Source organism: Nostoc sp. 'Peltigera membranacea cyanobiont' 213, assembly GCF_002245975.1.
Classification (GTDB): Bacteria; Cyanobacteriota; Cyanobacteriia; order Cyanobacteriales; family Nostocaceae; genus Nostoc.
Genome location: NZ_NOLI01000324.1, coordinates 1 through 2,320, shown reverse-complemented (window position 1 = coordinate 2,320; position 2,320 = coordinate 1). Strand labels below are relative to the sequence as shown.

1 protein-coding gene and 1 pseudogene are annotated in these 2,320 nt (G+C 42.2%); one reads left to right on the top strand and one right to left on the bottom strand.

All coding sequences use genetic code 11. The annotated features are described in order from the left end of the window. Positions 1-709: pseudogene (locus CDG77_RS34585) on the top strand (hypothetical protein); the annotation flags it as partial. On the opposite strand, the gene CDG77_RS34580 reads toward CDG77_RS34585, so the two are convergent. Next, on the bottom strand, positions 690-1,166 hold the full coding sequence (locus tag CDG77_RS34580; protein ID WP_094333617.1) for a hypothetical protein: 477 nt from the start codon (positions 1,164-1,166) through the stop codon (positions 690-692). The pseudogene CDG77_RS34585 and the gene CDG77_RS34580 sit on opposite strands and share 20 nt — an antisense overlap. Positions 1,167-2,320 lie beyond the last annotated feature (1,154 nt).

The following is a 2,320-nucleotide window of genomic DNA, read 5'->3' as shown; positions in this document are numbered from 1 at the left end:
AATTTTTCTTCTCACTAATTTCTTGTCTGATAGCGTGGCCGGCGCGGGTACTTGCACAACGGTCATAGATGCACTTTTGATAGCTCAACTGTACCGCAAACGTTGGAAACTCGAAACCTTGTTTCAAGTCCTGACAGAAAATCTCTGCTGCGAGATTAATACGCTAGGCTATCCAAAAGCTGCTTTGTTTACCTTTTGCGTCGCTTTAGTTGCTTATAACGTCCTGTCTACCGTTAAGGCAGCCCTCAGAAGTGTTCATGGAACCGAAAAGATAGAAGCCGAAATTTCTAGTTACTATTTAGCCGACGAAATCAGGGGTACTTACCGAGGGATGATGATTGCGATTCCCTCTGAAGAATGGCGTGTTTTTCACAACATGACCTTCATAGAATTATCGCAAATTCTCAAACATCTGGCAGGTCTTGCCAAGCTGAGAGCTTTTCGTCGCCACCCAAGAGGTCCAAAGATTGCTCAACCAAAACGAACTTATCTTAAGAACAAGCCTCATGTCTCTACTGCTAAGATTCTAGCCCAGAAAACACAGAACATTACAGCACTTCCGGCGGCTATGAGGTACATCCTCAAAGCTGAAAGCTATGATAGGAGACGGGCAAGAGGAAAACTGTATTGCATAATAGCCGGAAGCGCTGTAACACACCTTGAAAGGGCTAGTCCTAGTTACGAATTATTTAGTTTCTCTCAGGGTTAAGTTCGTTGATTTCTTTGCACTTAGCTTCTGCGGCTTGATATGCCGCCAAATAGTCTTGACCACCCAACATCACATCACCGTAATATTCATAAGGTGGTTCACCATAGATTGGCAATGGTTCATCTTCTGGATAATCTTCTTTTGATTCTTCAATGATGGCTTTGAGTTTTTTAACGGTCAGCTTTTGTGCAGCAAAATACCAGAGTTCTTGGGGATTTTTGTTTAAGTGCGGTAATGTAGGATCGACAATGCGTACCTCAGAGGCATCGCCTAATTCAATCCAACTGTGTTCAATTGGTGTGTATGGCTTTCCCACAAAAGTTAAAAATCCCTGAATGTATCTTGCTCCCTCAGTGGATAATGCTGCTTTGTAAGCATTATCAAAGGGAGTACTAGCTCTACTATTTATACGTTCAGCAGTTTCGATTGACAGCGTTTCATCCAATAATTTGTTCATCGATAGCAAGGATTACAGCAGCCATGAAAATATATTACCACTCATTGGGACTGGGGGATTGGGGGATGAGGTATAAATACCTCATCATCGGTTCAAATACGGGTACCGCCTTCTTAGAAATATAGCCAAAACAAAGAGACAGGCTACTTTCCTGTCTCTTTGTTTTGGGGCTAAAACTAGGGTAAAAAATTAAGCTTCAATATGGTATACCGAATTGTGTCAAAATACGTCGAGGTATGCAAATTACAGCAGTTACAATTTTAGTGACAGACATCGATTAACAACTACACAGACTACCCCTGTCCGCCTTTCATGCAAGCCGAGTTCTACACTATCAGTAGACCGAAAAGTTCTGCGATCGCCAAAAAATTGTAGCCTGTGATACCGTTTTTGGATAAAAGTGCAAAAGCTGATTGCTTGGAATAAATTATAAATTAAACTTATCTATTAACTCCTAAAATTAACTGAAATTAACCAGATGGCAAGTACACTTCATAGGCTACCCCATAGTTGCGGTCTACTGCTTGACTTAAAAATTCAAGCATTTGTTTGAGTGTAAATAGATGAGGAAAAACTTGTCTAGAGCTTCTTTTTAAGCGGCTGAGATAATGCCAGACTAGTTGAAGGAGGCAGGAGGCAGGAGGCAGAAGGTTTTTTCACTTACTAGGATTCAAACCCCTCCTGAAAAAGAGCCACAAAACAAGAAAATTTGGAGTTCTTGTCTTAAACCCAAGACCATAGTGGTCGCGGCTGTTACAGAGCGGAGCCGGAGCCGCTCCGCCTCCGGGGCAGTTTTCCTCCAGCAAGAACTGCCCTCTGCCTCCAACATCCTCGATAAATCCAGATGTTAATAATTAAAAAAGATAAGACTACAAATAGAAACCGAATGGTAGGGTTGATGATGTCGGTGAGCATGAACAAAGCAATTCCCATTCCCAAAATTTCCAGCAGGTGCAGGCATATCCGCCCTTCCTGATCTTCTAGAATGACTGGTATTTTATTTCTCCGCAAGTCCCTTAGTAGTTCTATTTAAAAACACGCCTTGAGCAATGCATAAGACAACCGCGCTTGCCTCTTCCTTTATAACTAGACACAGTGCATAAACCATTGTTGCCTAGAAGCCTGTACTGTGGGGAGTTAGAGGGGACAGAAAA

What these genes read in the sequence shown, in the direction of transcription:
- CDG77_RS34580 (WP_094333617.1), bottom strand. Translation starts at nt 1,166, where the DNA reads ATGAACAAATTATTGGATGAAACGCTGTCAATCGAAACTGCTGAACGT.